Genomic DNA, 26,192 nt, shown 5'->3' with positions numbered 1-26,192 from the left:
CCTACGGCGAGAATCGGTGCCGTGGATGACTCGTTCTACCGGCCGACCGGCGACCCGTCCCGGTTCGAGTCGACCCAGCACACCCAGGGGCCGTGGGGGCCCGGCCTGCAACACGCCGGTCCGCCGTCGGCGCTGCTCGTCCGGGCGATCGAGGCGCTGCCCAGCACCGTCTCCGGCGAGGCACACCTGGCCCGGCTGACCGTCGACATCCTGGGCGCGGTGCCGGTCGAGGAACTGACGGTCACCGCCACGGTGCTGCGGCCCGGCCGCTCGGTCGAGTTGGTCGAGGCGGCCGCGTCGGCCGGCGGCCGGCCGGTCATGGTCGCGCGGGGCTGGCGGATCCGGCGCACCGACCTCGACCTGCCGCGCCCGGCGCTGCCACACCACGAGAAGGCCCCGATGCGCCCGTCGGTGGCCACCGCGTTCACCGACCCGGCGTGGCGGATCGGCTATCTCGGCGCGGTCGAGTGGCGGTTCATCTCCGGGCATTTCGAGAAGCCCGGGCCCGCCCTGGTGTGGGCCCGGCCGAGGATCGCGCTGGTGGCGGGCGAGAAGATGTCACCGGCGCAGCGACTGGTGGCGCTCGCCGACTCGGGCAACGGGCTGAGCCGGGTGCTCGACATGGCCACCTGGTGGTTCATCAACACCGAGTTGACGGTGCACCTGCACCGGCCGCCGGTGGGCGACTGGGTCTGTGTGCGGGCCCGCACCACGCTCTCTGAGGGCGGCACCGGGCTGGCGACCACCCTGCTCTACGACGACCACGGCCCGGTCGGGCAGGGGGCACAGGCGTTGCTGGTCGGTCCGCGGCCATGACCGTGACACGCAAGCCGTACGTACGGATTGCATGACCGAGGGCCACCTGACACGATCGACACGTGCCCCGCGTGAGCCAGAACCAGCTCGACGCCCGCCGCCACGAGATCCTGACGGCGGCGCGCGCCGCGTTCGCGCGCTATGGCTACGAGGGTGCCACGGTGCGGCGGCTGGAAGAGGAAACCGGGCTGAGCCGGGGTGCGATCTTCCACCATTTCCGTGACAAGGACTCCCTCTTTCTCGCCGTCGCGGAAGACGACGCCGCCGCGATGGTCGCGACGGTCGCCCGCAACGGCCTCGTCCAGGTGATGCGCGACCTGCTCGACCAGGCCGCGTCGCCCGACACCACCGGTTGGCTGGGCAGCCAGCTCGAGGTCTCCCGCCGGCTGCGCACCGACCCCGAGTTCGCCAAGCGCTGGGCGGTGCACTCCGCGGCGATCGCCGAGGCCACCCGCGACCGGCTCGCCCGCCAGCGCGCCGCCGGCGTGCTGCGCGACGACGTCGACCTCGACGTGCTGGCCCAGTTCCTCGAGCTGGCCTACGACGGCCTGGTGCTGCACCTGGCCATGGGCCGGCCGGCCGGCGACCTGGGCCGGGTGCTCGACCTGGTCGAAGAGGCGGTCCGCCGGGCCAGCCGGCCCTAGCGGTCACGTCGCCGTTACCTCCGGCGGCTCCCAGCGGCCTTACGCACGGTGGTGCGGCAACTCCACAATGGGCGCCATGGTGATGGCCGCGTCGACCTGGGGGATTCCCGGACCCGCCTTCCTGGTGGGGTACGTCGCGCTGGCCGCGACCGCGGTCCTGGCCACGCGGTGGGTGCGCGCGGCGATCAGGCGCGGTGGCACCACTCCTGACCTCGACGGCCTCGACCCGCGACGGTTGGCGTTCCTCGCCGGCGGCCGCCGGCTCGCGGTGTACGCCGCCCTGGCCGCGCTGCGGCGGGCCGAGGCGATCGGAGCGCGTCCGGGCCGCGGGCCGAGGGCGACCGGGCCGGTCCCGGCCGACGCCGGCGCCCTCGACCGCGCCGTGCACGCCGCGGCCGGGCCCGGCACGCGGGTGGCGCGGCTCAGCGGCGACGCGTCCGTCCAGCGCGCCCTCGACGACCTGCGCCGCGGCCTGGAGGGCGACCGGCTGCTGGTCTCGCGCGGGCGGGCCTGGGGCTACCGGGCCGCGGCGCTCATCCTGCTCCCCGTGATCGCGCTCGGCGGCGTCCGCATCGCGGCCGGCGCCCGGGCACACCGGCCGGCCGACATCCTCATCCTGCTCGTCACCGTGTCGAGCTGTTGGCTGATCGCCAGCCTGCTCAGCCGGGCACCGTGGCGCACCAGGGCCGGCGACACGGCGGTGCTCCGGCTGCGGGCACGCCATGCCCACCTCGGGCCCGACCATCATCCGAGCTACGCGACCTACGACGCCGCGACGGCCGCGATGGGTGTCGCGCTCTTCGGCGCGTCCGCGCTGTTCCTGCTCGATCCCGCCCTGGCCGTCGCGGCGGAGGTCCGCTGGACGGGGGCGGCGGGCGCGGCCACGGCCGGGACCGCGGGCTACCTGCCGGGCCTGTTCGGCACGGGCACCGGTTACGGATCCGGTTCCGGGGCCGAAGCCGGCTCCGGCGGTGGCTGCGGTGGCGGTGGCAGCGGGTGCGGCGGATGACCGGCCCTGGTCGTCGGGATCACGACCGATTTCGGCCCCGGTGGCGGGGTCGATCCACAATGGGCGCACGCGCCCTGCGAAACAGGAGACCACGATGACACTGGCCGCACCCGGCGACACCTGGGGCATCTCCGGTCCCAGCTTCCTCGGGCTCTATGTGGCGCTGGCGCTAGCCGCCATCGTCGCCACGGCGATCGTCCGGTCGTTGCTCGCCCGCGGCCACACCGGCCCCGGCCCGCGGCTGACGCCCGACCAGGTCGCGTTCCTCAACGGTGGCCCGCAGCTGACCACCTACGCCGCGCTGGGCGGGTTGCGCCGGGCCGGCGCGATCGGTGCCAACCCTGACCGCACGCTGGTGCCGACCGGGCCGCTGCCGGCCGGTTCGACGGCGCTGGACACGGCCGTCTACAACGCCGCCGGCAAACGGCTGCGGACCCGCGACCTGACCGGCGACCCGTGGGTGTCGAGCACCCTCGACGACATCCGGGCCGGCCTCGAGCGCGCCGGCCTGCTGCTGTCCCGCGGGCAGCGCGGCCAGTCGCGGCTGGCGGCGCTGCTGCTCCTGCCGGTGATCGTGCTCGGCGGCGCGCGGATCTCGGCCGGCATGGCCAACGAGCGCCCGGTCGGCTTCCTGACCGTCCTGGTGCTCGTCACCGTCGTCTGGATGCTGCTCAGCCTGGCCCGGGCCAAGACCCGGACGAGGGCGGGCACCAGCGCGCTGGCCAGCCTGCGGACCGAAAACCAGCACCTGTCCCCCGGCCAGTCGCCGAGCTACGCGACCTACGGCGCGGGCGCGGCGGCCATGGGCATCGCGCTGTTCGGCGCGTCGACGCTCTACATGGTCGACCCGGCGTTCGCCGCCGAGGCCGAGATCAACCGGGCGGTCACCGGCTCCGGTTCCAGCAGCGGCGGCTCGTCCTGCGGCAGCGGCTCCTCGTGCGGCGGCGGCAGCTCGTGCAGCGGCGGCAGCTCCTGCGGCGGCGGGGGCGGCTGCGGTGGCGGCGGGTGCGGCGGATGACGCCCTACGGCGTCGGCATCGGCTGGCGACCCGAGATCGCCGGTTTCGTCGCGGAGCTGCCCGGGCTGCGCTTCGTCGAGGTGGTCGCCGAGTCGGTGCACGCCGACGCGCCGGTCCCGCCAGGCCTCGCCGCGCTGCGGGACCGCGACGTCGCCGTCATCCCGCACGGCGTGCGACTGTCGCTCGGTGGCGCCGAACCGGTCGACCCGGACCGGGTCGACCACCTCGCCGCGGTCGCCTCGCTGCTCGACGCGCCGCTGGTCAGCGAGCACATCGCGTTCGTCCGGGCGGGCGGGGTCGAGGCCGGCCACCTGCTACCCCTCCCCCGCAGCCGGGAGGCGGTCGACGCGGTCGTGGCCAACGTCGCCCGTACCCAGGCCGCTCTTGCGGTCCCGATCGCTCTGGAACCGATCGCCGCGGTCTTCGACTGGCCCGACGACGAACTGAGCGAGGCCGAGTTCCTGACCGAGATCCTGGAGCGCACCGACGCGCTGCTGCTGCTCGACATCGCCAACGTGTACGCGAACGCCCGCAACCGCGGCACCGACCCGCTCGCCCTGCTCGACGCGCTGCCGCTGGACCGCATCGCCTACTGCCACGTAGCCGGCGGGGCCGAGGCCGGCGGCGTCTACCACGACACGCACACCCACCCGGTGCCGGAGCCGGTGCTCGACCTGGTCTCGGCCCTCTGCGCCCGCTGCCGGCCACCGGCCCTGCTGCTGGAACGCGACGGCGCCTACCCGGCCGCCGACACCTTGCGAGCCGAGCTGGACGCGATCGCGGCCGCATCCGGCTACCCGGCAGTCACATGACCGGCGACCTCGCGGCCCGGCCGGCGGGCGGTCACGCGACCGGCGACGCCGGGCCGCGGCCGGCGGGCGAGCACGCGACCGGCGACCTGGCGGCCCGGCAGGCGGCGCTGGTCGCGGCGTTGACGTCGGGCGCGGCCGTGCCGCACGGATTCGACGAGCGGCTGGTCGGCATCGCCCGCGACGCCCTGTTGCGCAAGCGGGCCGGTGAGGTCGCGCGGGCCTGGCCGCTGCTCGCGGCCGACCGGGGCGACCGGTGGCCGGCGGTGTTCATGGAATGGGCCGCCGCCCGGCCGACCAACGGCTCGCTGCGGGACGGATGGGACCTGGCCCGGTCGCTGGCCCCGCGCACTGGGCCGGCCGCGGCCGAGCTGGCGGCCCGAGAGGCGGCCTGGCGCTACGACGGAATCTCCGCACCCGTGCCCCGCGGCCGGCTTTCCGGCTGGGCCCGCAGCGTCCGCTCCGGGGCGCTCTGGGAGAGTGGCGGGTTGTGGACTCGCTTAAGGCCGAAGGACTGACCCGCCGGTTCGGCAACCTCGTGGTGCTCGACGCGGTCACCTTCACCGTCGAACCCGGCCAGGTCGGTGCCGTGCTCGGTGCCAACGGCTCGGGCAAGACGACGCTGCTGCGCTGCGTGATCGGCGCCGACCGGCCCGACGAGGGGGTGGTGACGGTCGGCGGGCGCCGGATCTACGAGACCGACGCCTGGGCCCGGGGGATCATGGCCGCGGCGCTCGACGACATCGACTTCTTCCCCGACCTGTCGGTGGCCGAGCACCTCGCGCTGCTGGCCTACGCACACGGCGGCGGTGGTGACCCGGTCGACGAGGTCCTCGGTGAGCTGGGCCTGGAATCCGCCCGCGACCAACTGCCGATCACCCTGTCCAGCGGCCAGCGACGCCGCCTCGCGCTCGCGTCCTGCCTGGTCCGCCCGCGCCGGGTGCTGGTGCTCGACGAGCCCGAGCAGCGGCTCGACGTCGACGGCCGGGCCTGGCTGACCGATCGGCTGCGGCGGGAGAAGGCGGCCGGCACGGCCGTGCTGATGGCCTCCCACGACACCGAACTCGTCGACGCGGTCGCCGACGTGCGGATCGGCATCGGCGGGTGACCACTACGACCCTGATGCCGCCACCCGGGGCGGCACCGCCACCGGCCGGCGAGCTGAAGGCCCGGCTGCGCCGCGCCCGCCGCCAGCACCGCGACCGGTCGATCGGCGACCTGCTGACCGACCTCTACATGATCGCTTTCCTGATCGCGATCTACGGCTGGGCCGGTATCGACTCGATCAGCGGCTTCCTGCACCGCGAGGTGAAGGCGTCTCCCGCGGACCCGGCCGCGCGCTACTGGATCGGGGTCGGCGCCGGCATCGCGCTGGCCGGTTTCGTCTGGCAGGGCCTGACCGCCGTCGGCCCGCTACAGGTCGGCCCGGCCGTGCAGAGTTGGCTGGCGAGCACGCCGATCTCCCGGCGGGCGCTGCTCGCACCGAGGTTCGCCGGCCTGGCGCTGGCCGCGGCCGGCGGCGCGGCCCTGCTGGCCGCGGTGGCCGCCGCGATCGGCCGGTCCGGCGGCTACGTGTGGGCGGCCGTCGCCGGCCTGACCTGGGGCACCGCGTTCGCCGCCGGCGCCGTGTCGGCACAGGCGTTCTTCGGCCGCCGCACCCGCTGGCCGGCCGTGGTGCTGGCGGGCGTGGGCGGAGTGCTGGTGCTCGGGGTGGTGCTCGACTACGGCCTTTTCGACCACGCTCCGCCCCGGCCGCCGGTGTCGGTGCTGCCGGCCGTCGCGCTGGCGGGCCTCGTACCCGCGGCGATCTTCCTGGTTCTGGCCGTGCGCGCGCTGCCGCGAATCGACCGTTCGACGCTGTCGACGGGAGCCCGCTTCGCCTCGGCCGCGTCGTCGGCGCTGTTGCTGCTGGACCCGTCGATGCTGGCCGCGGTCGTGGAGAACCAGCGCTGGCGCGCGGTCGGCCGGGTCCGCACGGGCCGCTTCCGGCCCGGTCCGCGCGGTTGGGTGCTGCTCCAGGCCGACGTCCGCCGGATCGGCCGCAACCCGGCCGCCCTCGGTTGGTGGGCGGTGCTCGTTCTCGCGGTGTACGCCGTGCAGGTCGCCCTCCCCGCCGTCGCACCGTCGGTGCAGGTGATCGCCGCCTTCCTGGCCGCCGACCGGTTCGCCGGCGGCCTGCGCGGCATCTCCCGCTCGGCCGGTCTGCGCCGGGCGATCGGCGGCACCGACGGCAGCCTGAAAATGATCCACCTCGTCGTGCCGACGCTCGCGGCCGCGCTCTGGTGGCTCGCGACCGTGCCCGCGGTCGGTGCCGGCCCGACCTGGCTGCCGGTGTTTCTGGTCCTCGCCGTGGCCGGGGGCGTGTACCGGTCCGCGACCCGCGGCCCCATGATCTACGGTGGCTCGGTGGCGGAATCCCCCATGGGCTCGATGCCGGTCGACCTGATCCGCCAGGTCGTCCGCGGCCCCGACGTGATCGCTATCGCCGTCGCCGTCCAGATCCTGGTCCGATGAAACCTACGGAGATCGGCGTGGTTTGCTTCCGGGTGGCCCGATGAACGCCGCCGAGGTGGAGGCCGCGCTGGCCTCGTTCGCGGCACGGACCGACGCGCTGGCGCCCGGTTCGGGACGGCCGGTGTCGCTGACGGTGACGTTGAGTCCGGCCGCGGCGGAGGCGCTCGTGGCGGCGTTGCGGTCCTATCACGACCCGCGCGACCACGGCTCGTGCGACCAGTGCGGCACGGGCCGGCTCGACGAGACGTTCACCTGCCTGTCGTGCGGCCAGCCCAACGGCCTGTTCGGGCAGATGGTCCGCGAACGCCTGGGCCGGCACCGGCATTAGCTCCGCTGAAATCAGCGCCCGGCAGCGCCGCTGAGGTCCGGCGGTGCGCGGTCGGCATACCTACCGCCGCCGGGCGAGGGCCGGGACCCAGTGCGGGCCGTAGCGCTCGTGCAGGTCGGCCCGGCGCCAGTCGTCGCCGGTGACCACGCCGCGGCAGCGGGGTGAGCCGCAGGAGCAGGCCATGGTGAACGCCGGGTCCGCCGTGCTGGTGGCGTAGTCGTTGGTCAGCTCCTCGCCCGCCGCGATCGTCACGCGAGCCGCCAGCTCGTACGCGCCGACCCACCACAGGTTGGGGTCGCAGCTGTGGTTGCCGTAACCGTTCGGCCGCCGCGGTGGCAGCACCAGGTGCAGGTCGGCGTCCACCGTGATGGTGTCGACGTAGGAATCGCCCGCCAACAGCTCCCGCAGCTCCCGGCCGGAGACCAGCCGACCGCCGAGCCGGGAGACCACCGTGCCGGCCGGGATGACGGCCGTGGCGAAGAGACCGCGCCCGGCGATCGGCGAGTCGCGGACCTCGACGGCCGGATGCAGCCAGCAGTCCGGCGCGGGCGGGTCGATCACCCGGCGACCGCCCGCAGCTCGGCGAACGCCGCCGCCAGCGTGACCGGCGTGTAGTGGGCGTTCAGCCCGCTCGGGTTGGGCAGCACCCAGACCCGTGACGCGCCCAGGAGATGGTCCTGTGGACCCACGGTCGCCTTGGGCCGCCGGTAGGCCGTGCGGTAGGCGGTCATGCCGACCACCGCCACCCAGCGCGGCCGCCACCGCGCGGCCTTGGCCGCCAGCGCCTCTCCGCCGGCGACGAGTTCGGCCGCGGACAGCTCGTCAGCACGGGCGCTGGCGCGGGAGACGATGTTGGTGATGCCCAGGCCGACGTCCAGAAGGGACATCTGCTGGGCCGGGTCGAGCTGATGGTCGGTGAAGCCGGAGCGGTGCAGGGCCGGCCAGAACCGGTTGCCCGGGCGAGCGAAGTGGTGCCCGGTCGCCGCGGAGTAGAGGCCGGGGTTGATCCCCACGAAGAGCACCCGAAGATCGGACCCGATCACATCCGGCAGGGTCACCTCGGCCGCGGCGGCCAGATCGGCCTTGGTCGGGCGGGTCACAGGGCGCGGATCAGGCCGCCGTCGACGGAGATCGACGAGCCGGTCACGTAGGACGCCGCCGGGGAGAGCAGGAAGGCAGCCGTGCGGCCGAACTCGGCCGCGTCGCCGATCCGGCGGAGCGGGACGTCCGACGCGGCGTCGGCGCGGGGCCTGGTCGGGTCCGCGGGGTCGCCGTAGGCGTCGCGGGTGCGGTCGGTGAGGAAGCGACCCGGCAGCAGGCTGACCACGCGCACGCCGCGCGGGCCCAGTTCGTCGGCCATGGCCTTGGCCACGCCGACCAGGCCGGGCCGGAAACCGTTGGAGATGCCCAGGCTCTGGATCGGGGTGCGGGCCGACGAGGAGAGCACCAGCGCGATCGCCCCGCCCGCTGGCAGGGCCGCGGCGACCACCCGGGCGGTGCGGACCGCGCCCAGGAACACCGTCTCGAACGAGGTGCGCCAGTCGTCGTCGGACGCGTCGAGCGCGGTGCCCCGGGGTGGGCCGCCCACCGACAGCAGGGCCCCGTCCAGGCGGCCGAACGACTCCTGCGCCGCGGACACCAGGCGGGCCGGGGTGTCGGCGTCGGCCAGGTCGGCCACCACGCCCCGGACCTTGCCGACGCCGCCGAGTTCGGCGACCGCGGCGTCGACGTGGGCGGGGTGGCGTGACGAGACGACCACCCGGGCACCGTCCGCGACCAGGCTGCGGGCGGTCGCGAGGCCGAGGCCGCGGGTGGCGCCGGTGAGCACGTACACGCGGTCGGCCAGCCCCAGATCCATGGTGTCGATCCTGCCGCACCGCGCGGGCCGCGACAAACGGTCAGTCGCCGGCGACCGGGAACAGGATCGGGCTGAGCAGGTGGGGCCGGCGGCCGGGCGCGGGCGGGTTGCCGATGCGGGTGACCAACGCTGCCCGCATCGCCTCGACCAGGTCGGCGCGCTCCTCGTCGGACAGCCAGATCGCGTGCTGGCGGAACCCGACGAGGTCGGCCACCGGGTCGGCGGCGCCACCGTCGAGGTAGCCGTCGAACTCCGCGATCAACGTCGCCATCGCCGTCGCGAAGGCCGCGCGCAGCTCGTCGGGTGACGCCGTGGCCACCCGGTCGGCGGGGATGCTGGCCCGGTCGCGGTGCAGCCGGTAGCTGCGCTCGACGAAGCCACGGACCCGCTGCTCGCCGGCGACCTCGATGATGCCGGCCTCGGCCAGCAAGCCGACGTGCCGGTAGACGGTGGCCTTCGAGACGTCGGGCATCCGCGCCACGAGCTGCCCCGTCGTCACCACCCGCCCGCCGGACAGGGCGTGCACGATCCGCAGCCGCACGGGGTGCACCAACAGCTCGACCGTGTCCATTCGCGAATTGTCTCACACTTGACACTGTTCGCATCCGTGCGAACATTGATTCATGACCACCCTCGGCCAGCGCTACGACGCCGGCGACCGCGCACTGTGGCTCCACCGCCGGACCGACGGCACGGGGCCACCGGTCGTCTTCCTCCCGGGCGCCGGGCTCGTCGGCCTCGACTTCTGGGCCGCGCTCCAGGCGACGACCGACGCGGTGATCTACGACCGCGCCGGCACCGGTTGGAGCGACCCGGTGCCGCTGCCGCGCAGCGCGGCCGGGGTCGCGACGGAGCTGAGACACCTGCTCGCCAGAGCCCGTGTGGCTGGCCCGGTCATCCTGGCGGGCCATTCGCTCGGCGCTTTCTACGCCCGCCGCTACGCCCAGCTCTTCCCCACCGAGGTCGCCGGCCTGCTCCTGCTCGACCCCGGCCACGAAGACATCCTGGATTTCCTCCCGCCCGAGGCCAAGGCGCTCGACGGGCGGATGAAACGGCACACCGAGGCGATGCCCGACCTCACCGCCGAGCAGGTCGCGCTCGCCCGCGGCCAGTACGCGCAGCTCTACGCCGCCTGGCCAGCGGACGAGCGCGCGGCCCTGACCGACTATCACCTCGACCACTGGCGCACCTCGATCGAGGAGACCCGCAACTTCGACACGGAGATCTACGCGGAGTTGCGCGGCGGCGGCCCGCTGCCGGACGTGCCGCTGATCGTGCTCACCGCCGGCGCCCGCAACCCGTTCTGGCATCAGTTCGCCGACCCAGACCTGGTCGACCGCGCCCATATGGGCATCGACGCCATGCACCGGGCGATGGCCGCCGCCGTGCCGCGCGGCGAGCACCGGGTCGTGCCCGATGCCGCGCACGGCTTCCTGCCGATGCGCCAGGCATCCGAGATCGCCGACGCCGTCGCGTCGTTGCGGGCGTCAGTCGCGCGCTGAGGCCGTGTCGGGGACGGTGATCACCTCGCCCGCGTCGAGGGCGGCGTCGGCATAGGGCGTCGGCGAGTCGGCCACCGCGAACTGCGTGCGGTAGAGCTCGGCGTAGAGGCCGTCGACCGCGACCAACTCCTCGTGGCGACCGCGCTCGACGATGCGGCCGTGGTCGAGGACCAGGATCTGGTCGGCGTCGCGGACCGTCGAGAGCCGGTGGGCGATGACCAGGGCCGTGCGCCCGGCCAGCGCGGTGGCCAGGGCCCGCTGGACCGCGGCCTCGGACTCGGAGTCGAGGTGGGCGGTGGCCTCGTCGAGGATCACCACCGACGGGGCCTTGAGCAGCAGCCGGGCGATCGCGATGCGCTGCTTCTCACCGCCGGAGAAGCGGTAGCCGCGCTCACCGACCATCGTCTCCAGACCGTCGGGCAGCTCGCGGACCAGCTCGGCGATCTGGGCGCCGGCCAGCGCCGCCCAGATCTCGTCGTCGGTGGCGTCGGGCTTGGCGTAGCGCAGGTTCTCGGCGATCGTCTCGTGGAACAGGTGTGCGTCCTGGGTGACGACGCCGATGGTGTCGCGCAGGGAGTCGAGCGTCGCGTCGCGCACGTCGACGCCGCCGACCAGCACGGCGCCGCCGGTCGCCTCGTAGACCCGGGAGACCAGCATCGACGTGGTCGACTTGCCGGCACCGGAGGGACCGACCAGCGCGACCATCTCGCCCGGCCGGACGGTGAACGAGACGCCGTGCAGGACGGGTTCGGAGACCGTGCGGTCGAGGGTGGCCACGTCTTCGAGGGAGGCCAACGAGACCTCGGCGGCCGAAGGGTAGCGGAATGTCACGTCGCGGAACTCGACCGAGCCGGCACCCCGCGGGATGGTGACCGCGTCGGGCTTCTCGGTGATCGCCGGTGTCAGGTCGAGCACCTCGAAGACCCGGTCGAAGGAGACCAGCGCACCCATCACGTCGACCCGCACGTTGGACAGCGCGGTCAGCGGCCCGTAGAGCCGGGTCAGCAGCAGGGCCAGGGTGACCACCGTGCCGGCGCTCACCGCGCCGGTCACCGCGAAGTAGCCACCCAGGCCGTAGGTCAGCGCCTGGGCCAGCGAGGCGACCAGGAGCATGGCGACGAAGAAGGTGCGGGAGAACATCGCCTGCTGGATGCCGATGTCGCGGACCCGCTCGGCCCGCTCACCGAACCGCTTGGCCTCGAGCTCGGGCTTGCCGAACAGTTTGACCAGCATCGCCCCGGCCACGCCGAACCGCTCGGTCATCGTGGCGTTCATCTTGGCGTCGAGGTTGTAGGACTCCTTGGTGATCGCGGCCAATTTCCGCCCGACCCGCCGGGCCGGGATGATGAACAGCGGAAGCAGGGCCAACGACAGCAGGGTGATCTGCCAGGAGAGGGTGAACATCACGACCGCGGTGAGCACCAACTGGATCGTGTTGCTGACCACGCCCGAGAGCGTGGAGGTGAACGCGCGCTGCGCGCCCAGCACGTCGTTGTTGAGGCGGCTGACCAGCGCGCCGGTCTGGGTGCGGGTGAAGAACGCCAGGGGCATGCGTTGGACGTGGTCGTAGACCCGGGTGCGCAGGTCGAGGATGATGCCCTCGCCGATGCGCGCCGAGTACCACCGCTGGGCGAGCGAGAGCAGCGCGTCGGCGACCGCGAGGATGCCGATCAGCACCGCGATGCGGATCACCTCGGTGGCCGCGCCGGCGCCGCCTCCGGTGATCGTGTTGACCACCCGGCCGGCCAGGATCGGCGTCGCGACGCCGATCGCCGCGCCGATCACGACCGTGATCAGGAAGATCGTGATGTCGAGCCGGTAGGGCCGCGCGAACCGCATGATCCGCCGCCAGGTGCCGCTGGCCAGCCGGTGGGCGCGGATGGACTCGCGGTCACGCTCCGCGCGGAGCATGGTCCACGCGTTCATCCCACCGGGAGAAGTCACCCCGCACCTCCGTGCCGTGATTCGACAGGGGAAGTCTCCCTGACGGGTACGACAACATTCGGAGTAAACGGGATCTTCCCGAGGGCTCCCTACTCTCCCAGGCCGGCCAGGTCGCGCAGCCGGCGTACCTGCGCCTCGCGCTCGGCGCGGAGCTGCTCCTCCCACGAGCGCGACGCGGCGCCGGACAGCAGCGACTTCATCTCGACGACGGCGTCGCGCGGCGCGGACAGCAGCGCGGCGACCAGGTCGGAAACCGCCGAGTCAAGATCATCACGGGGTACGACCACCGTGGCGAGACCGACCCGCAGCGCCTCGTCGGCGGCGATCCGCCGGCCGGTCAGGCAGACCTCCAGCGCCCGGGCGTATCCGACGAGCTCCACCAGCCGCTTCGTGCCGGCCAGGTCGGGCACCAGCCCGAGGGTGACCTCGGCCATCGTCAGCCGGGCGTCGTCGGCCAGCACCCGCAGGTCGCAGGCGAGCGCGAGTTGGAACCCCGCGCCGATCGCGTGCCCCTGCACGGCGGCAACCGAGACGATGTCGGGCCGGTGCAGCCAGGTGAAGCCTTCCTGGTATCCACGCACCCGTTCGGCAGCGTCTTCGGGACTCAACCGGCCGATCTCGGCCAGAAAGCCCGAGCCGGCGCCACCGGAGATGTCGAGGCCGGCCGAGAACGACCGGCCTTCGCCTCGCACGATGACGACCCGAACGTCGCCGGGCAGCTCGCGACCGATGTCGCGCAGCGCCATCCAGGTCGCCGTGGTCTGTGCGTTGAGCACGTCGGGCCGGCGCAACGTCACGGTCGCGACCGGCCCGGCGTGGCTGACATCAACCCCACTGGTGGTCATCGAGGGCCGTGCTCCACGGGTGGCGGAAAACCGGGTGGGACGGGGGTCAGGCCTTCTTGCGACGACGAGCGCCGCCGCGCTGGCGAAGCTGGACGCCCGACTCCGTGAGCACCCGGTGGACGAAACCGTAGGAACGACCGGTCGAGGCCGCGAGCGCGCGGATGCTCTCACCGGAGGTGTACCGCTTGACCAGGTCCTTGGCCAGCGTCTGCCGCTCGGCCCCGACGATTCGGCGACCCTTCTCAGTGCTGGTGGCTGTGCCGGTGGCTGCCATGTTGATTCCTCACGTCCCAGACTGTGCGGTTTCATGCGGTCCCACCTATTAGACCGCCTCGGACGATCATGCGCTAGATATCAACTCTTCGCCAACCGACACGCACGGTACTGTCGGCAACCCGATACCGTGATGGCCCGTGACGCCTGAGGAGGCCCGAGCCGCCCATCGGGACGAGCGGACCGACCTCGTCGGCTGGCTCGTCCTGGCCGCTGTCGGCGCCCTCGCGACGTGGCTCGCGGTGCGCGGCGGGGCACGCCTCGGCACCGCCGGCGCACCCTTTCTCGGCTCCTACACGCTGACGATCTCGCTGGCCAGCGTGCTTGCGCCGATGGTCGCCGCGGGGGCCGTCGCGGCGGCCCATCGCGGGTGGTGGGAGCGCATGAAATGGCCGCTCGTGCTGCTTTCCGGCTGGCTGGTGGCGGTGTTCTGGACCCTGTCGCTGGCCCTCGCGCACGGCTATCACGACCTGGCCGACGCATTGACCGCACCCGATGACTACGTCGCCGACGCCACCCGAGTGGGTGACGATCCTCTTCACTATCTGCGGGGTTACACCACCGAAGGGGTGATCCCCTCGGTCGTCGCCCGAGGACATCCACCGGGGCCGATCCTTCTGCTCTGGGCGTTGATGCGCATCGGTATCACGGAACGTGTCGGACTGGGCCTGCTGCTGACCGCGGTCGGTGCGGCCGTCGTACCCCTGGTGCTGTTCGCCGTCCGGGGCGTTTGCGGTGATCTCGCCGCCCGTCGCTACCTGCCGGTGCTGGCCCTCGCTCCTTACGCGGTCTGGCTCGCCGCCGGGGTCGAGGGCGTGGTCGCGGTGCTCGGCGCGGCGATGATCGCGGCCGGCGTGCACGCCTCCGACGAGCGCCGCACCGGCGTGCGGGCCGGCATCTGGGCCAGCGTCGCCGGGCTGCTGCTCGGCCTCGCGGCCCTGTTCGCGTACGGTGCGCCCTGGCTCGGCCTGGCTGCCGCGTTCCTCTACTTCGCCCGCCGGCGCGCCGCGCTCAACCTCTTCACCGGCCTCGCCGCGTTGATCCCGGTGGTCGTGGCCGAGCGGCTCGGCTTCAACTGGTTCGACGGCGTGATGGACGCGCGGCACGACTTCGCGGTGCGGGTCGAGCCGCACCGCTCGGTGCTCTGGTGGAGCGGGATCAGCCTGGTCGTGCTGCTGCTGGCGGCCGGACCTGCGCTCTATGCCAGTTTGCGCAAGTCACGCAATACGCCGGGCTGGCCGTTCCTGGTCGCCGCCGGCATCGCCGTTCTGTTCACTTTGGTGACCGGCCTGGCCCGCGGCGGGGCGGAGACCTCTTGGCTGCCGTTCTTCCCCTGGCTGACGATGGCCTCGGTGGCACCGCGCCACCAGGGCGGCGAGACGATACCGACTCCCCTGCTCCTGGTGGCGACCGGCGCGATCACCGCCATCGTGATCAAAGCGATCCTGGTCTAGCCGGACCTAGGCCAGCTCGACGAGTTCCAGCAGATCGTCGCTCCAGGCGTCTTCGTCGCCGTCGGGCAGCAGGATCGCCCGGTCGGGCTTGAGTGCCAGCACCGCGCCCGGGTCGTGGGTGACCAGCACGATCGCCCCGGGGTAGCGGGCGATCGCGTCGAGCACCTGCTCGCGGCTGACCGGGTCGAGGTTGTTCGTCGGCTCGTCGAGCAGCAGCACGTTGGCGCCGGAACAGACCAGCGTGGCCAGCGCCAGCCGGGTCTTCTCGCCGCCGGAGAGCACGCCCGCCGGCTTGCTCACGTCGTCGCCGCTGAACAGGAACGCGCCGAGGATCCGGCGCAGGTCGCCGTCGGTCTGGTCGGCCGCGGCCGAGCGCATGTGTTCGAGCACGGTGCGGTCGACGTCGAGCGTCTCGTGCTCCTGCGCGTAGTAGCCCAGCCGCAACCCGTGCCCGGCCACCACCTCGCCGGTGTCCGGCGTCAGGATGCCGGCCAGCATCCGCAGCAGGGTCGTCTTGCCGGCGCCGTTGAGGCCGAGGATGGCGACCCGGGAGCCCTTGTCGACGGCCACGTCGACGTCGGTGAAGATCTCCAGGGAGCCGTAGGACTTCGACAGGCCGGAAGCGGTCAAGGGGGTACGCCCGCAGGGCGCCGGCTCCGGGAAGCGCACCTTGGCGACCCGGTCCCCGACCCGCTCGTCTTCGAGGCCGGCGAGCAGCTTCTCGGCGCGCTTCGCCATGTTCTGCGCCGCGGTGGCCTTGGTCGCCTTGGCCCGCATCTTGTCGGCCTGTGCCTTCAGGGCGCCGGCCTTCTTCTCGGCGTTGGCCCGCTCCCGGCGGCGCCGGCGCTCGTCGGTCTCGCGCTGCTCCAGGTAGGTCTTCCAGCCGACGTTGTAGCTGTCGACCACGGCCCGGTTCGCGTCGAGGTACCAGACCTTGTTGACCACCGCGTCGAGCAACGAGACATCGTGGCTGATCACGATCAGGCCGCCCTTGTGTGCGGCCATGTAACCGCGCAGCCAGACGATCGAGTCGGCGTCGAGGTGGTTGGTGGGCTCGTCGAGCAGCAGGATCCCGGCGCCCTCCTCGCCCGCGTCACGGAACAGGATGCGGGCCAGTTCGATCCGGCGGCGCTGACCACCGGAGAGCGTGCCGATCGTCTGGGCCAGCGCCCGGTCGGGGAGCCCGAGGTTGGCGCAGATCCGGGCGGCCTCGGCCTCGGCCGCGTACCCGCCGAGCGCCGCGAACCGTTCCTCGAGCGAGCCGTAGCGGCGGACCAGAGCGTCGGTCGGGTCTTCGGCCAGCTTGGCCTCGACGGCGTTCATCTCGGCGAGCAGGGTGTCCAGGCCGCGCGCGGACAGGACCCGGTCGCGGGCGGTGACCTCGAGGTCGCCGGTACGCGGGTCCTGCGGCAGGTAGCCGACCACGCTCGTGCGCTCGACCGCGCCGGCGTACGGCGTACCCTCTCCGGCCAGGACCTTCAGGGTCGTGGTCTTGCCGGCGCCGTTGCGACCGACCAGGCCGATCCGGTCGCCGGGCTGCACCCGCAGGGTGGTGTCGGACAGCAGGATCCGCGCGCCGGCGCGAAGTTCCAGCCCGGTGGCAGTGATCATCAGGAACGCTCTCTCTGTGAGGAAGGCTGACTCTGGGCACGCAAGAGCGCCGATCGGGTGGGATCCCGTCGGCGCCGGGGCAGGTCAGTCTTCGCAGAGCAGCACGGGAGAAGTGTACCGGTTGCCCGGACCGAATCCCCACCGGATTAACCATCAAGATCATCGGGTACATCCACGCCCGTGGAACTCAACGAGCGGGCTGACGTCGACACCAGCCAGATAGAGGACCGGCGCGGCGCGGGCGGGGGCGGGGGCGGCGGTCGCCTACCCATCCCGACCAGCGGCGGCGGCATCGTCGGGCTGATCGTGACACTGATCGCCGTGCTGGTCGGCGGCGGCTTCGGTGTGAACGCCATCACCAATGACGAGCCGGCCGACAACGGTGCCATCCAGCAGCACTGTGACGCGGCCGACAAACTGGAGCAACTCGACTGCCGCAACACGCTGTATGTCAACTCGATCCAGTCGTGGTGGGCCAAGCGGCTGCCGCAGAGCTTCGGCGAGCAGTACCAGAAGGCGCCGACGGTGTTCTTCGACCAGTCGGTGCAGACCGGGTGCGGTGCCGCCGACTCCGGCGTCGGGCCGTTCTACTGCCCGGCCGACCACAAGGTCTACATCGACCTGACCTTCTACCAGGTGCTGGCCGACCAGCTGGGTGCCAAGGGCGAGTTCGCGCAGCCCTACGTGCTCGCCCACGAGTACGGGCACCACATCCAGTCGCTGATCGGCACCGAGGCGCAGATGCGGCGCCAGCAGGAGCGCGACCCGGGCGACGCCAACGAGTTGTCGGTGAAGCTCGAACTGCAGGCCGACTGCTACGCCGGTGCGTGGGCCAAGAACGCGACACAGACCGCTGACGCCGACGGTGACCCGATCTTCAAGAGCATCACGGACCAGGACATCAAGGAAGGCCTGGACACCGCAGCCGCGATCGGCGACGACACCTTGCAGAAGCAGGCCGGGCAGCAGGTCAACCCGGACGCCTTCACGCACGGCACGTCGGCGCAGCGGCAGCAGTGGTTCCGCACCGGCTACGACAGCGGCGACCCGAAGGCGTGCGACACGTTCAAGGCCTGAGTGCCGGGCTCAGCCGGCGTCCAGCGGGTTGCCGCAGACCCGCCAGGTGCCGCGATCGACGGTGACCCGCATCTCGTACGCCGTGCTCGCTCCGGTCGGGTCGACCAGGGCGGCGCTGACGGTGGCGTCGTGCGGGCCCGTCGCGGCCACGCCGTCGATCCGGTAGGAGCGGACCGCCGGCCGGCCGCCGATCCCGGCGACGAAGTCTTCCCGCTCGACCCGCCCCCGGGTGTCGTTGCAGAGCTGGTCGTAGGCGCCGGCGATGTTGCCCGCGGCGAGCCGGGTGAGGAACGAGTCGGCCGCGAGCCGGGCGCCCTGCTCGGGCGCGCGCTGCCCGCGGAAGAGGAAGAAGCCGCCGACCACCAGGCCGGCGACGACCAGCACGGCCGCGAGCACGCCGGCGCGCCGCAGCGGCTGGCGCAGGGTGTCGTCGACGGTCCACCGCGAAACCATGGCGGGAGGCTACACCGGGTCGCGCACCAGGATCGATACGGCTCGGGCGGCGGCGATCGCCTCGACCAGCACGGCGTGCCGCGGTTCGGCGACCTCGAGCAGGCGGTCGGCCCGCAACGGCAGCAGCGGGGCCAGCCGCGGGTCGGCGAGCACGGCGTCGACCGCGCGCCGGTCGCCGCCGCAGACCAGCGCGCTCAGCGTCCCGGCCTCGGGCAGCAGGATCCGGGCCGCGAGGTCGGCCGCCTCCCGGGCCGCGGCCCTGGCCTGGTTGTCGCGGCGCCGGGCGAACCGCTGCTGCGACCAGCCACCGGCGGCGGTGCGACCCTGCACGTAGGAGCTGTCCACCTTGGACGCGAGCAGCCGGTCGCCGTCGGCCACCCCGACCGCGACCGCCGACTTGCGGGCCAGCAGCAGCCCGATCCGGCGGGGGGTGCGGGCGGTGTCCACGAAGTCGGCCAGGTCGGTGGCGAGCGGCGCGCCGGGCGGCGGGTGCAGCGCGGCGGTGGCGCCGTCGAACGCGGCGAGCAGGACGCCCTCCTCGGTGGGCCGCTGCGCGTAGTCGCCGTGCCGCTCCCGGAAACCGTCGACCCAGCGGGTCAGGCGGTCGGGGTCGACGTCGACCCAGCGCCCGCCGCCCGCGGCCGGCCGGCTGGTGGTCATCCACGGGACGCTACGGCACGCCAGAATGTCGGAATGACCGAGCCGGTGCTGGCCCGCCTGACCACGCTGTTCGAGGCCGACCGCGACCCGGCGAAAGCGGCCGCGATGCGGGCGTACATGCGTGATCAGTTCGCCTTTCTCGGCATCATGGCGCCGCGCCAGCGGGAGTTGGCCCGCGTGGCCACCGCGGGTGTGCGCCGGCCGAACGAGGCCGACCTGCTCGCGCTCGCCGACGCGTGCTGGGCCCGCGAGGAGCGCGAGTACCAGTACTTCGCGTGCGGTCATCTGCGGCGGCACGTGGCGGTGCTGACGCCGGCCGCACTGCCCGTGCTCCGCCGGCTGATCACCACCAGGCCCTGGTGGGACACGGTCGACATCGTGGCGGCCCGGGTGGTCGGGCCGATGGTCGCGCGGCACGACGGCCTGGTCGCGGAGATGGACGCCTGGATCGCCGACGACGACCTCTGGGTGATCCGCACGGCGCTGCTGCACCAGCTGTTCTACAAGTCGCGGACCGACGTCGAGAGGCTGTTCGGCTACTGCGCTCTGCGGGCCGGGCACGGCGACTTCTTCATCCGCAAGGCGATCGGCTGGGCGCTGCGCGAGTATGCCAAGACCGATCCGGACTCGGTGCGCGCGTTCGTCGCCGCCACCTCGCTGTCCGGACTCTCCCGGCGCGAGGCGCTGAAGAACCTCTAGCAGGCGGTCGGCGGCTCGGGCATGAACTTGTCGGCCCACTCGGCGATCATCGTGAGCGCCGGGATGAGCCCCTCGCCGGCCTCGGTCAGCTTGTAGGTGACGGTCACCGGCGGCCCCGGGTTGACCGCCCGCTCCACCATCCCCTGGTCACACAGCTCGGCCAGCCGGTCGGACAGCACCGAGTCGCTCACGCCGCCGATCGTGCGGGAAAGCTCGCGGAACCCCACCGGCCCCAGGGTCAAGCTGCCCACCACCAGCCCCGTCCAGCGCTTGCCGAGCAGGCTGAAGGCCCGCGCGAGCGCGATGTCGCCACGCGAGCAGCGCTGGCGCAGCTCGTCGGTGTGACGTTCCGGACTATCCCCCATGTCGCCATGCTAGCGCGATCGTGGTCGCTAGTATTTCCGAAGCAGCTAGCCGAATACGTGCGGCTAGCCTTTTCACGGAGGTAACACTGGTGACCGACACCGAGGTCAAGCGCCCTTCCGTCGTCGTACTCGGCGGCGGCTACGGCGGACTGAAGACCGCCAAGGCGCTGGATGACGTCGCGGACGTCACGCTCGTCGACCCGTCCGACGCTTTCCTGCACAACGTCGCGGCCTGGCGCGCGCTCGTCGAGCCGTCCTGGATCGACAAGATCTTCATGCCGTTGAACCGGCTCCTGCACCACGGCCGATACGTGCGCGACCGCGCCGTGGCCGTCGACGGGCGCACGGTCACGCTGGCGTCCGGCGCCCAGCTGGAACCCGACTACCTGGTTCTCGCGACCGGCTCGGCCTATCCGTTCCCGGCCAAGGCCGCCGATTCCGACCAGCACCGGGCCAAGGCCCAACTGCGGGCGGCGCACGACGCACTCAGCGGTGCGGACCGGGCGTTGATCGTCGGTGCCGGACCGTCCGGGCTCGAGCTCGCCGGCGAGATCAAGGCGTACTTCCCTGACAAGGAGGTCACCGTCGTCGACGTCAACCCGGACATCCTGCACGGCCCGTTCGACCAGGAGCTGCGTGAGGAGCTGCGGCGCCAGCTCGACAAGATGGGCGTCCGGCTCGTGCTGGGCAGCCCGCTGCACGCGCTGCCGGACGTCGCACCGGCCACGCCGGCCGCGGTCGAGGTGACCACCGAGAGCGGCGAGACCGTCCAGGCCGACATCTGGTTCCGCGCGTTCGGCGTCCGGCCGGCGACCGACTACCTGCGCGGTGCGCTGGCGGCCGCGGTCGATGACCGGGGCTATGTCGCCGTCGACGAACAGCTGCGGGTCAAGGGCGGCGACGACGTGTTCGCGCTCGGCGACATCTCCACCGCCGACCGCGACACCGCCGGCGCCGCCGGCCGCCAGTCCGAGGTGGTGGCGGCCAACATCCGGGCCGCCATCACCGGCGTCGGCGGACCGCGGGCCTACGAGGTCGGCCCGACGCTGATCGTCGTGCCGCTCGGCCCGGAGGGCGGTGCCAGCCAGCTACCCGACGGTGTCTCCGGTGCCGAGTCGGCTTCGACGATCAAGGGCAACTCGATGCTGGTCGACATGTATTCGGTGCACTTCGACGCGCCGGAGCGCTGACCGTCAGCCGGCCGCCAGGTTGATCGCCAGCACGACGATCAGCAGGCTGGACGCGAGGGCGGTGTAGAGCCGCCCTCGCGGGCCGGTCAGCAGGCGGCCGACCAGCGAGCCGCCCGAGGCGATCAGCAGCTGCCAACTCGCCGAGGCGACGAAGGCACCCAGCACGAAGAGCACCTCACCGGCCGAGCTCAGCTCGTCATTGGCCTGCCGGCCGAGCACCAGCGCGGCGAAGTAGACGATCGTCATCGGGTTGAGCAGGGTGAGGGCCAGGATGCCGCCGTACGCCCGGGCCGGCGTGCCGAGGCCCGCACCGGAGCGGGCCGCCCGGGCCGGATCGCGGTGGTGGCGCACGGCGGACCACCCGGTGTGGCCGGCGAGCACCAGCAACACGACGACGGCGACCCAGCGCAGCGGCGTGGCGATCGGCTCGATGACGCCGGCCAACGCCGCACCGCCGAGCACCGCGACCGCGGCGTAGAGCCCGTCGGCGGTGGCCACTCCCAGCGCCGCGGACGCACCGACCTTGAACGAGGTGCGGGCGGCGATCCCCATGATCAGAATCGCGATGGCGCCGACCGGGATCGCGACGCCGTAGCCGGCGACCAGGCCGGCGAGGAACGCGTCGCTCATCGCGGATCGGGCGAGATCGACGCCGGCACGGAGCCAGGCTGCTGTCGGCGACCGGCGAGGGCCGTCGCGACAGAAACCTGGGTCCGGGTCAGTTCGATCACCCGCACATCATGGGGCAACCGGCCGACCGACCGCACCGGGTTTTCGAGGCTTTGGGTCACTCGGCCCTGGCTGTCTGGGGCAGCAGAAACGTCAGCGCGAAGGTCAACACAAGCAGCCCGGCCACCGCACACAGCACGGTCTCGATGGCCCCGGAGACCCCGGCACCGCCGCCCGCCCGGTTGAAGAACAGCGTGCCCAGCGCGGCCACCCCGAGTGCCCCCGCGAACTGCTGCGCCGCGTTGAGCGCGCCCGACGCCGATCCGCTCTCCCGCGGCTCCACGCCGGCCAGGATGATGTCGAAGAACGGCGCCATCGCCAGGCCCATGCCGATGCCGAACAGGCCGAGCACCGGTGCCAGCCGCCACGGCGTCACGGCACCGGCGACATGGATCGTCGCCACGAAGCCGAGCGCGGACACGGCCATCACCGTGACGCCGGCCTGGAGCACCCGACGACCGTGCCGGCGGGCCAGGCCGCCGGCCGCGGACAGGCCGAAGCCGACGATCACCCCGACCGCCTGCGGCACCCCGGTCAGGCCGGTCTTCAAGGGCGAGAAGCCCAGCCCGACCTGCAAGTAGAGGGTCAGCACCAGGCCGAACCCGAGCAGCCCGGCGAAGAACGCGGTCCCGGCTACCAGACCACCGGTGAACGCGCGCTTGCGGAACAGCGTCGGCACGACCAGCGGGTCGGCGCCGCGCCGCTGACGGCGGGCCTCCCACCAGCCGAACGCGGCGAAGAGCGCCAGCGCGGCCGCCATGGACGCGAACGTCCAGGCCGGCCAGCCCAGTTCGCGGCCCTGCACGATCGGGTAGACCAGCAGGAACATCGCCGCGGAGATCAGGCCCACGCCGGCCAGGTCCAGGCGCGGGGCGGCCGGGTCGCGGGACTCGGGCATGAAGCGGACCGCGAGGATCAGGCCCAGCAGGCCGATCGGCAGGTTGACCAGGAAGATCATCCGCCAGCTGAGGCCGAGCAGGTCGGCGCTGACCAGCCAGCCGGCGAGAATCGGGCCGCACACCGCCGACAGGCCCATGATCGGGCCGAACAGGCCGAACGCGGAACCCACCTGCCGCGGCGGGAACATCTCCTTGATCAGCCCGAAGCCCTGCGGCAGCAGCACCGCGCCGAACAGGCCCTGCAGCACGCGGGCGGTGACCAGCGTGCCCTCGCTCTGGGCGACGGCGCAGAGCATCGAGGACGCCACGAAACCCACGGTGCCGACCAGGAACATCCGGCGGCGGCCGTAGAGGTCGCCGAGGCGGCCCCCCGTCACCAGGCCGACCGCCATCGCCAACGTGTAACCCGCGGCCAGCCATTGGACGGTGCTCGGCGGCGCGCCCAGATCGGCCCGGATCGTTGGGCCGGCGATGGTGGTGACCAGCGAGTCGAGCAGGTCCATCACCTCGGCGGTGAGGATCGCGAACAGGACCACCCAGCGCCACCGGTACGCGGGGGGATCCGTCGTCGTGGCAGCGGCGGGCGCGGTAGCGACTGACATGGGAACAGCTCCTGACGAACGGCGTTCGATGATGTACGAACACCGTTCTACGCTCGAACATCGTTCGCGTCAAGTACGATGTTCGGTGTGACCGACGTGCTGCCGCCGCCGCCCTGGAAGAAGCCCCGCCGTGCGCCCTCCCCCGCTCGGGAGCCGCTCAGCGCGGACAAGATCGTCGACGCGGCCTTCAAGGTGCTCGACGCGGAGGGGCTCGACGCGGTGAGCATGCGGCGGGTCGCCGACGAGCTGGACACGGGCGCGGCGTCGCTCTACGCGCACGTCGCCAACAAGGAGGAACTGCTCGAACTGATCCGCGAGCGGGTGCTCAGCGAGATCCGGATACCGGAGCCCGACCCGGCGCGCTGGCAGGAGCAGCTACGCGAGCTGGCGTTCGAGATCCAGCGGGCGCACGCAAACCACCGGGACATCGCCCGGCTGAGCCTGGGCAACATCCCGGTGGGTTATCACGCGCTGCGAATGGGCGAGGGGATGCTCGCGATCATGCTGGCGGGCGGGGTGCCGCCGAGTGTGGCCGCGCTGGCCACCGACCGGCTCGCCCTCTACATCGCGGCGGACTCGTTCGAGGGCGCCCTGATCGTCGCGCGCCACGGCCTCGACGCGGCCGACGCGAGCGAGCGCTTCCAAGCCCGCCTCAAAGAGATCCACGACTACTACCGGACGCTGCCCCGGGACCGCTTCCCGACCCTCACGGCACACGTCGAGGAGCTCATGCAGGCCGACAGCGACGAACGCTTCGCGTTCGGCCTGGACATGCTCATCCGAAGTCTGGAGACCTACGTCAGACGTTGAAGCCCAACGAGCGGAGCTGGTCGCGGCCCTCGTCGGTGATCTTGTCGGGGCCCCATGGCGGCAGCCAGACCCAGTTGATCCGGAAGTCGGTGACGATGCCGCCGCCCGGGCCGGTGGTCAGCGCCGCCCGGGTCTGGTCCTCGATCACGTCGGTCAGCGGGCAGGCCGCCGACGTCAGCGTCATGTCGAGGGTCGCGACGTTCTCCTCGTCGACGTGGACGCCGTAGACCAGGCCGAGGTCGACCACGTTGATGCCGAGTTCGGGGTCGACGACGTCCTTCATCGCCTCTTCGATCTCGTCGATCGACGCCTTCGACGGAGCGGGCGTGCTCACAGTTTCCTCACTCATGCCTTCACCTCGGGTCCGACCGTGACGCCGGCGCGTACGGCCGCGTCCTTGAACGCCATCCACGGCAGCAGGGCGCACTTCACACGCGCCGGATAGCGCGCTACTCCGGAGAACGCCACGCCGTCGCCCAACAATTCCTCGTCCGGCTCGACCTGACCGCGGCCCTGCATCAGCTCGACGAACGCGTCGTGCACCTTGAACGCCTCGCCGACGGACAGGTCGGCCAGCAGGTCGTGCAGGACGCTCGCCGAGGCCTGGCTGATCGAGCAACCCATGCCTTCGTACGACACGTCGGCGAGCTTGTCGCCGGACACCGCGACCCGGATGGTCACCTCGTCGCCGCAGGTCGGGTTGACGTGGTGCGCCTCGCCGCCGAACGGCTCGCGGAGCCCACGGCCGTGCGGCCGCTTGTAGTGCTCCAGGATGATCTCCTGGTATAGCTGGTCGAACTGCATCAGCCGAACACCTTTCGGACCCGTTCGAGCCCTCGCACGAGGGCGTCGACCTCCTCGGTCGTCGTGTAGACGTAGAACGAGGCCCGGGTGGTCGCCGGCACCCCGTAGCGCACGCAGACCGGCCGCGCGCAGTGGTGACCGACCCGCACCTCGACACCCTCGTCGTCGAGCACCTGGCCCACGTCGTGCGGGTGGATGCCCTCCAGCGCGAACGAGATGGTGCCGCCGCGCCCGTCGGGCGTCGTCGGGCCGAAGATCCGCAAGGTCGGCACGGAGGCCAGCGCCTCCAGGGCGTATGCGGTGATCTCCTGCTCGTGTGCCTGCACCGCGGTCATGCCGACCCCGGTCAGGTAGTCGACCGCCGCGCCGAGCCCGATCGCCTCGACGATCGGCGGCGTGCCGGCCTCGAATCGGGCCGGCGCCGGCGCGAACGTCGACTTCTCCATCGTCACGGTCTCGATCATCGAGCCACCGCCGAACACCGGCGGCATCGCCTCGAGCAACTCCGCGCGCCCCCAGAGCACCCCGATGCCGGTCGGGCCGAGCATCTTGTGCCCGGTGAACGCGATGAAGTCGGCGCCGAGCGCCCGCACGTCGACCGGCAGGTGCGGCACCGACTGCGAGCAGTCGAGCATCACCAGCGCGCCGACCTGGTGGGCCCGCGCGACGATCCGGGTCGGGTCGTTGATCGTGCCCAGGATGTTGGACATGTGCACCAGCGACACCAGCTTGGTGCGCTCGTTGACCAAGGTCTCCAGGCCCGACTCGCCGAGCCGGCCCTCCTCCGTGACGCCGAACCAGCGCAGGGTCGCGCCGGTGCGCTCACACAGCAACTGCCACGGGACGATGTTGGAGTGGTGCTCCATCTCGGAGATCACCACCTCGTCGCCGGGGCCGAGCCGGAAGCGCGGGTCACTGCCGGGGGTCGCCGAGGCGTTGGACAAGGCGTACGCCAGCAGGTTGATCGCCTCGGTGGAGTTCTTGCCGAACACCACCTCGGACGCCGCCGGCGCGTTGATGAACGCGGCCACCTTCTCCCGTGCGCCCTCGTAGGCGAGGGTCGCCTCGGTGCCCAGTGTGTGCACCGAACGGGACACGTTGCCGTTGTGCCGCTCGTGGTGCGCGCGCATGACGTCGAGCACCTGACGTGGTTTCTGCGACGTGTTGGCGCTGTCCAGATAGACCAGCGGGTGGCCGTTGACCTCCCGACCGAGGATCGGGAAGTCGGCACGCAGCGCGGCGACGTCGAACGTCGACGGGATCGCGAGAGACGTCATGA

31 protein-coding genes are annotated in these 26,192 nt (G+C 72.6%); 15 read left to right on the top strand and 16 right to left on the bottom strand.

The window, feature by feature from the left end; genetic code table 11:
• Positions 1-21 precede the first annotated feature (21 nt).
• From AB0J74_RS01075 to AB0J74_RS01035, 9 genes are all read left to right on the top strand, one after another.
• Positions 22-816: a thioesterase family protein gene (locus AB0J74_RS01075; protein ID WP_363442941.1), complete on the top strand. Its 795-nt coding sequence runs from the start codon at positions 22-24 to the stop codon at positions 814-816.
• 62 nt (positions 817-878) lie between these two features.
• Positions 879-1,460: a helix-turn-helix domain-containing protein gene (locus tag AB0J74_RS01070; RefSeq protein WP_363442939.1), complete on the top strand. Its 582-nt coding sequence runs from the start codon at positions 879-881 to the stop codon at positions 1,458-1,460.
• 76 nt (positions 1,461-1,536) lie between these two features.
• Positions 1,537-2,469 (top strand): TIGR04222 domain-containing membrane protein, encoded by a 933-nt coding sequence (locus AB0J74_RS01065; RefSeq protein WP_363442937.1) that lies wholly within the window; start codon positions 1,537-1,539, stop codon positions 2,467-2,469.
• A 94-nt stretch (positions 2,470-2,563) separates the two neighbouring features.
• The gene (locus AB0J74_RS01060; RefSeq protein ID WP_363442935.1) at positions 2,564-3,487 is read left to right on the top strand and encodes a TIGR04222 domain-containing membrane protein; all 924 of its coding nucleotides are present in this window, start codon (positions 2,564-2,566) and stop codon (positions 3,485-3,487) included.
• Positions 3,484-4,299 carry a DUF692 domain-containing protein gene (locus AB0J74_RS01055; protein ID WP_363442933.1) on the top strand — a complete coding sequence of 272 codons (816 nt, stop codon included), beginning with the start codon at positions 3,484-3,486 and terminating at the stop codon, positions 4,297-4,299. Before AB0J74_RS01060 ends, AB0J74_RS01055 begins: the two co-directional genes overlap by 4 nt.
• Positions 4,296-4,814 (top strand): hypothetical protein, encoded by a 519-nt coding sequence (locus tag AB0J74_RS01050; protein WP_363442931.1) that lies wholly within the window; start codon positions 4,296-4,298, stop codon positions 4,812-4,814. Before AB0J74_RS01055 ends, AB0J74_RS01050 begins: the two co-directional genes overlap by 4 nt.
• The gene (locus AB0J74_RS01045) at positions 4,787-5,404 is read left to right on the top strand and encodes an ABC transporter ATP-binding protein (protein WP_363442929.1); all 618 of its coding nucleotides are present in this window, start codon (positions 4,787-4,789) and stop codon (positions 5,402-5,404) included. The genes AB0J74_RS01050 and AB0J74_RS01045 overlap by 28 nt, the downstream gene beginning before the upstream one ends.
• A complete protein-coding gene (locus AB0J74_RS01040; RefSeq protein ID WP_363442927.1) occupies positions 5,401-6,810 on the top strand; it encodes a DUF6297 family protein in 1,410 nt (469 codons plus the stop codon). The genes AB0J74_RS01045 and AB0J74_RS01040 overlap by 4 nt, the downstream gene beginning before the upstream one ends.
• Before the next feature lie 40 nt (positions 6,811-6,850).
• Entirely contained in the window at positions 6,851-7,138 is a 288-nt protein-coding gene (locus AB0J74_RS01035) for a hypothetical protein (RefSeq protein WP_363442925.1), read from the top strand.
• A gap of 60 nt (positions 7,139-7,198) precedes the next feature.
• Here AB0J74_RS01035 and AB0J74_RS01030 read toward each other — a convergent pair whose 3' ends face one another.
• The 4 genes from AB0J74_RS01030 to AB0J74_RS01015 are packed head-to-tail and all read right to left on the bottom strand — an operon-like array spanning position 7,199 to position 9,567.
• Entirely contained in the window at positions 7,199-7,699 is a 501-nt protein-coding gene (locus AB0J74_RS01030; protein WP_363442923.1) for an SET domain-containing protein-lysine N-methyltransferase, read from the bottom strand.
• The gene (mug, locus tag AB0J74_RS01025; RefSeq protein WP_363442921.1) at positions 7,696-8,238 is read right to left on the bottom strand and encodes a G/U mismatch-specific DNA glycosylase; all 543 of its coding nucleotides are present in this window, start codon (positions 8,236-8,238) and stop codon (positions 7,696-7,698) included. The genes AB0J74_RS01030 and mug overlap by 4 nt, the downstream gene beginning before the upstream one ends.
• A complete protein-coding gene (locus tag AB0J74_RS01020; RefSeq protein WP_363442919.1) occupies positions 8,235-8,996 on the bottom strand; it encodes an SDR family oxidoreductase in 762 nt (253 codons plus the stop codon). The genes mug and AB0J74_RS01020 overlap by 4 nt, the downstream gene beginning before the upstream one ends.
• 40 nt (positions 8,997-9,036) lie before the next feature.
• Positions 9,037-9,567: a helix-turn-helix domain-containing protein gene (locus AB0J74_RS01015; protein ID WP_363442917.1), complete on the bottom strand. Its 531-nt coding sequence runs from the start codon at positions 9,565-9,567 to the stop codon at positions 9,037-9,039.
• A gap of 52 nt (positions 9,568-9,619) precedes the next feature.
• On the opposite strand from AB0J74_RS01015, the gene AB0J74_RS01010 reads away from it, so the two are divergent.
• Entirely contained in the window at positions 9,620-10,498 is an 879-nt protein-coding gene (locus AB0J74_RS01010) for an alpha/beta hydrolase (protein WP_363442915.1), read from the top strand.
• Here AB0J74_RS01010 and AB0J74_RS01005 read toward each other — a convergent pair.
• From AB0J74_RS01005 to AB0J74_RS00995, 3 genes are all read right to left on the bottom strand, one after another.
• Positions 10,484-12,424 (bottom strand): ABC transporter ATP-binding protein, encoded by a 1,941-nt coding sequence (locus tag AB0J74_RS01005; RefSeq protein WP_363444013.1) that lies wholly within the window; start codon positions 12,422-12,424, stop codon positions 10,484-10,486. The two genes, AB0J74_RS01010 and AB0J74_RS01005, sit on opposite strands and share 15 nt — an antisense overlap.
• A gap of 107 nt (positions 12,425-12,531) precedes the next feature.
• Positions 12,532-13,287 carry an enoyl-CoA hydratase/isomerase family protein gene (locus AB0J74_RS01000; RefSeq protein WP_363442913.1) on the bottom strand — a complete coding sequence of 252 codons (756 nt, stop codon included), beginning with the start codon at positions 13,285-13,287 and terminating at the stop codon, positions 12,532-12,534.
• Positions 13,288-13,333: 46 nt separating this feature from the next.
• On the bottom strand, positions 13,334-13,561 hold the full coding sequence (locus AB0J74_RS00995) for a helix-turn-helix domain-containing protein (protein ID WP_085066491.1): 228 nt from the start codon (positions 13,559-13,561) through the stop codon (positions 13,334-13,336).
• Positions 13,562-13,700: 139 nt separating this feature from the next.
• Here AB0J74_RS00995 and AB0J74_RS00990 point away from each other — a divergent pair, with 139 nt between their 5' ends.
• Complete coding sequence (locus AB0J74_RS00990) at positions 13,701-15,014, top strand: hypothetical protein (RefSeq protein ID WP_363442911.1); 1,314 nt, start codon at positions 13,701-13,703, stop codon at positions 15,012-15,014.
• 6 nt (positions 15,015-15,020) lie between these two features.
• Here the strand turns inward: AB0J74_RS00990 and AB0J74_RS00985 are convergent, their stop codons facing one another.
• Entirely contained in the window at positions 15,021-16,625 is a 1,605-nt protein-coding gene (locus AB0J74_RS00985) for an ABC-F family ATP-binding cassette domain-containing protein (RefSeq protein ID WP_363442909.1), read from the bottom strand.
• A gap of 180 nt (positions 16,626-16,805) precedes the next feature.
• Here AB0J74_RS00985 and AB0J74_RS00980 point away from each other — a divergent pair, with 180 nt between their 5' ends.
• Positions 16,806-17,702, top strand: a complete 897-nt coding sequence (locus AB0J74_RS00980) for a neutral zinc metallopeptidase (RefSeq protein ID WP_363442907.1) — start codon at positions 16,806-16,808, stop codon at positions 17,700-17,702.
• A 9-nt stretch (positions 17,703-17,711) separates the two neighbouring features.
• Here the strand turns inward: AB0J74_RS00980 and AB0J74_RS00975 are convergent, their stop codons facing one another.
• Together AB0J74_RS00975 and AB0J74_RS00970 are read right to left on the bottom strand one after the other, a co-directional pair.
• Positions 17,712-18,155, bottom strand: a complete 444-nt coding sequence (locus AB0J74_RS00975; protein ID WP_363442905.1) for a hypothetical protein — start codon at positions 18,153-18,155, stop codon at positions 17,712-17,714.
• A 9-nt stretch (positions 18,156-18,164) separates the two neighbouring features.
• Positions 18,165-18,815 (bottom strand): acVLRF1 family peptidyl-tRNA hydrolase, encoded by a 651-nt coding sequence (locus AB0J74_RS00970; protein ID WP_363442903.1) that lies wholly within the window; start codon positions 18,813-18,815, stop codon positions 18,165-18,167.
• Positions 18,816-18,848: 33 nt separating this feature from the next.
• Here AB0J74_RS00970 and AB0J74_RS00965 point away from each other — a divergent pair, with 33 nt between their 5' ends.
• Positions 18,849-19,514 carry a DNA alkylation repair protein gene (locus AB0J74_RS00965; RefSeq protein WP_363442901.1) on the top strand — a complete coding sequence of 222 codons (666 nt, stop codon included), beginning with the start codon at positions 18,849-18,851 and terminating at the stop codon, positions 19,512-19,514.
• Here AB0J74_RS00965 and AB0J74_RS00960 read toward each other — a convergent pair.
• Positions 19,511-19,879 carry a helix-turn-helix domain-containing protein gene (locus AB0J74_RS00960; protein WP_363442899.1) on the bottom strand — a complete coding sequence of 123 codons (369 nt, stop codon included), beginning with the start codon at positions 19,877-19,879 and terminating at the stop codon, positions 19,511-19,513. The genes AB0J74_RS00965 and AB0J74_RS00960 overlap by 4 nt on opposite strands.
• 89 nt (positions 19,880-19,968) lie before the next feature.
• Between AB0J74_RS00960 and AB0J74_RS00955 the strand changes: the two genes are divergently transcribed.
• Positions 19,969-21,069, top strand: a complete 1,101-nt coding sequence (locus AB0J74_RS00955; protein ID WP_363442897.1) for an FAD-dependent oxidoreductase — start codon at positions 19,969-19,971, stop codon at positions 21,067-21,069.
• Positions 21,070-21,072: 3 nt separating this feature from the next.
• Here AB0J74_RS00955 and AB0J74_RS00950 read toward each other — a convergent pair whose 3' ends face one another.
• Both AB0J74_RS00950 and AB0J74_RS00945 read right to left on the bottom strand, forming a co-directional pair.
• The gene (locus AB0J74_RS00950) at positions 21,073-21,699 is read right to left on the bottom strand and encodes a LysE family transporter (protein WP_363442894.1); all 627 of its coding nucleotides are present in this window, start codon (positions 21,697-21,699) and stop codon (positions 21,073-21,075) included.
• A gap of 157 nt (positions 21,700-21,856) precedes the next feature.
• Complete coding sequence (locus AB0J74_RS00945; RefSeq protein WP_363442891.1) at positions 21,857-23,299, bottom strand: MFS transporter; 1,443 nt, start codon at positions 23,297-23,299, stop codon at positions 21,857-21,859.
• An 87-nt stretch (positions 23,300-23,386) separates the two neighbouring features.
• Between AB0J74_RS00945 and AB0J74_RS00940 the strand changes: the two genes are divergently transcribed.
• Positions 23,387-24,109 (top strand): TetR/AcrR family transcriptional regulator C-terminal domain-containing protein, encoded by a 723-nt coding sequence (locus tag AB0J74_RS00940; protein ID WP_363442888.1) that lies wholly within the window; start codon positions 23,387-23,389, stop codon positions 24,107-24,109.
• On the opposite strand, the gene AB0J74_RS00935 is transcribed toward AB0J74_RS00940, so the two are convergent.
• Genes AB0J74_RS00935 through AB0J74_RS00925 form a run of 3 tightly spaced genes read right to left on the bottom strand, consistent with a single transcriptional unit; the run spans position 24,099 to position 26,190 of the window.
• A complete protein-coding gene (locus AB0J74_RS00935; RefSeq protein WP_363442885.1) occupies positions 24,099-24,458 on the bottom strand; it encodes a metal-sulfur cluster assembly factor in 360 nt (119 codons plus the stop codon). The two genes, AB0J74_RS00940 and AB0J74_RS00935, sit on opposite strands and share 11 nt — an antisense overlap.
• Complete coding sequence (gene sufU / locus AB0J74_RS00930) at positions 24,455-24,913, bottom strand: Fe-S cluster assembly sulfur transfer protein SufU (RefSeq protein WP_363442882.1); 459 nt, start codon at positions 24,911-24,913, stop codon at positions 24,455-24,457. The genes AB0J74_RS00935 and sufU overlap by 4 nt, the downstream gene beginning before the upstream one ends.
• Positions 24,913-26,190: a cysteine desulfurase gene (locus AB0J74_RS00925; protein WP_363442879.1), complete on the bottom strand. Its 1,278-nt coding sequence runs from the start codon at positions 26,188-26,190 to the stop codon at positions 24,913-24,915. The genes sufU and AB0J74_RS00925 overlap by 1 nt, the downstream gene beginning before the upstream one ends.
• Positions 26,191-26,192: the final 2 nt, after the last annotated feature.

The sequence above is a fragment of the Asanoa sp. NPDC049573 genome, from assembly GCF_040676615.1.
Taxonomy (GTDB): Bacteria; Actinomycetota; Actinomycetes; order Mycobacteriales; family Micromonosporaceae; genus Asanoa.
The sequence above is the reverse complement of the archived record's forward strand: the minus strand, read 5'-3'. Positions and strand labels throughout refer to the sequence as shown.

What these genes read in the sequence shown, in the direction of transcription:
- AB0J74_RS01065 (WP_363442937.1), top strand. Translation starts at nt 1,537, where the DNA reads ATGGTGATGGCCGCGTCGACCTGGGGGATTCCCGGACCCGCCTTCCTG.
- AB0J74_RS01060 (WP_363442935.1), top strand. Translation starts at nt 2,564, where the DNA reads ATGACACTGGCCGCACCCGGCGACACCTGGGGCATCTCCGGTCCCAGC.
- AB0J74_RS01055 (WP_363442933.1), top strand. Translation starts at nt 3,484, where the DNA reads ATGACGCCCTACGGCGTCGGCATCGGCTGGCGACCCGAGATCGCCGGT.
- AB0J74_RS01050 (WP_363442931.1), top strand. Translation starts at nt 4,296, where the DNA reads ATGACCGGCGACCTCGCGGCCCGGCCGGCGGGCGGTCACGCGACCGGC.
- AB0J74_RS01035 (WP_363442925.1), top strand. Translation starts at nt 6,851, where the DNA reads ATGAACGCCGCCGAGGTGGAGGCCGCGCTGGCCTCGTTCGCGGCACGG.
- AB0J74_RS01020 (WP_363442919.1), bottom strand. Translation starts at nt 8,996, where the DNA reads ATGGATCTGGGGCTGGCCGACCGCGTGTACGTGCTCACCGGCGCCACC.
- AB0J74_RS01015 (WP_363442917.1), bottom strand. Translation starts at nt 9,567, where the DNA reads ATGGACACGGTCGAGCTGTTGGTGCACCCCGTGCGGCTGCGGATCGTG.
- AB0J74_RS01010 (WP_363442915.1), top strand. Translation starts at nt 9,620, where the DNA reads ATGACCACCCTCGGCCAGCGCTACGACGCCGGCGACCGCGCACTGTGG.
- AB0J74_RS01005 (WP_363444013.1), bottom strand. Translation starts at nt 12,424, where the DNA reads ATGAACGCGTGGACCATGCTCCGCGCGGAGCGTGACCGCGAGTCCATC.
- AB0J74_RS01000 (WP_363442913.1), bottom strand. Translation starts at nt 13,287, where the DNA reads ATGACCACCAGTGGGGTTGATGTCAGCCACGCCGGGCCGGTCGCGACC.
- AB0J74_RS00995 (WP_085066491.1), bottom strand. Translation starts at nt 13,561, where the DNA reads ATGGCAGCCACCGGCACAGCCACCAGCACTGAGAAGGGTCGCCGAATC.
- AB0J74_RS00985 (WP_363442909.1), bottom strand. Translation starts at nt 16,625, where the DNA reads ATGATCACTGCCACCGGGCTGGAACTTCGCGCCGGCGCGCGGATCCTG.
- AB0J74_RS00975 (WP_363442905.1), bottom strand. Translation starts at nt 18,155, where the DNA reads ATGGTTTCGCGGTGGACCGTCGACGACACCCTGCGCCAGCCGCTGCGG.
- AB0J74_RS00970 (WP_363442903.1), bottom strand. Translation starts at nt 18,815, where the DNA reads ATGACCACCAGCCGGCCGGCCGCGGGCGGCGGGCGCTGGGTCGACGTC.
- AB0J74_RS00965 (WP_363442901.1), top strand. Translation starts at nt 18,849, where the DNA reads ATGACCGAGCCGGTGCTGGCCCGCCTGACCACGCTGTTCGAGGCCGAC.
- AB0J74_RS00960 (WP_363442899.1), bottom strand. Translation starts at nt 19,879, where the DNA reads ATGGGGGATAGTCCGGAACGTCACACCGACGAGCTGCGCCAGCGCTGC.
- AB0J74_RS00950 (WP_363442894.1), bottom strand. Translation starts at nt 21,699, where the DNA reads ATGAGCGACGCGTTCCTCGCCGGCCTGGTCGCCGGCTACGGCGTCGCG.
- AB0J74_RS00945 (WP_363442891.1), bottom strand. Translation starts at nt 23,299, where the DNA reads ATGTCAGTCGCTACCGCGCCCGCCGCTGCCACGACGACGGATCCCCCC.
- AB0J74_RS00935 (WP_363442885.1), bottom strand. Translation starts at nt 24,458, where the DNA reads ATGAGTGAGGAAACTGTGAGCACGCCCGCTCCGTCGAAGGCGTCGATC.
- sufU (WP_363442882.1), bottom strand. Translation starts at nt 24,913, where the DNA reads ATGCAGTTCGACCAGCTATACCAGGAGATCATCCTGGAGCACTACAAG.
- AB0J74_RS00925 (WP_363442879.1), bottom strand. Translation starts at nt 26,190, where the DNA reads ATGACGTCTCTCGCGATCCCGTCGACGTTCGACGTCGCCGCGCTGCGT.